Consider the following 887-nt stretch of genomic DNA (forward strand, 5'->3'; position numbering starts at 1 on the left):
CTGCGTCTGGAGGTCCGCAATGCGGAGACGCCGATCGAGCGTAAGCCGCCGTGGATCAAGACTCGGGCGCGGATGGGCCCGGAGTACACCGCACTGAAAAGTCTGGTGCGTCGCGAGGGATTGCATACGGTCTGCGAGGAAGCGGGCTGCCCCAACATCTTCGAGTGCTGGGAAGACCGGGAGGCCACCTTCCTCATCGGCGGCGAGCAGTGCACGCGGCGCTGCGATTTCTGCCAGATCGACACCGGTAAGCCCGCCGAGCTGGATCGTGACGAGCCGCGGCGGGTGGCCGAGAGTGTGGCCGCGATGGGACTGCGCTACGCGACGGTGACCGGGGTGGCTCGTGACGACCTGCCCGACGGCGGGGCGTGGCTGTACGCCGAAACGGTGCGCGCTATCAAGTCGCTCAACCCGAACACCGGCGTCGAGCTGTTGGCGCCGGACTTCAACGGTGAACCGGACCTGCTGCGCCAGGTATTCGACTCACGCCCAGAAGTGTTCGCCCACAACGTGGAAACGGTGCCGCGGATCTTCAAGAGGATCCGGCCGGCATTCCGTTACCAGCGCAGCCTCGATGTGCTGACCGCCGCCCGCGAGGCCGGACTGGTGACCAAGAGCAATCTGATCCTGGGCATGGGCGAAACCATCGACGAGGTGCACACCGCGCTGGCCGATCTGCACGGCGCAGGATGCGACATCGTCACCATCACCCAGTACCTGCGCCCGTCACTGCGGCATCACCCGGTGCAGCGCTGGGTCAAACCCGAGGAGTTCGTCGAGCTGGCCAACTATGCCGAACGGCTCGGATTCGCCGGCGTGCTGTCCGGGCCACTGGTGCGGTCCTCCTACCGCGCCGGCCGCCTGTACCAGCAGGCCGCGGCCGCGCA

Annotated in this window: 1 protein-coding gene; it reads left to right on the plus strand. The window is 67.1% G+C overall.

What is annotated here, in order from left to right; genetic code table 11:
- On the plus strand, positions 1-887 hold an 887-nt coding region (gene lipA, locus ORI27_RS32880; RefSeq protein WP_266001432.1), incomplete at both ends, for a lipoyl synthase.

Source organism: Mycobacterium pinniadriaticum (assembly GCF_026242045.1).
In the GTDB taxonomy this organism is placed as follows: domain Bacteria; phylum Actinomycetota; class Actinomycetes; order Mycobacteriales; family Mycobacteriaceae; genus Mycobacterium; species Mycobacterium pinniadriaticum.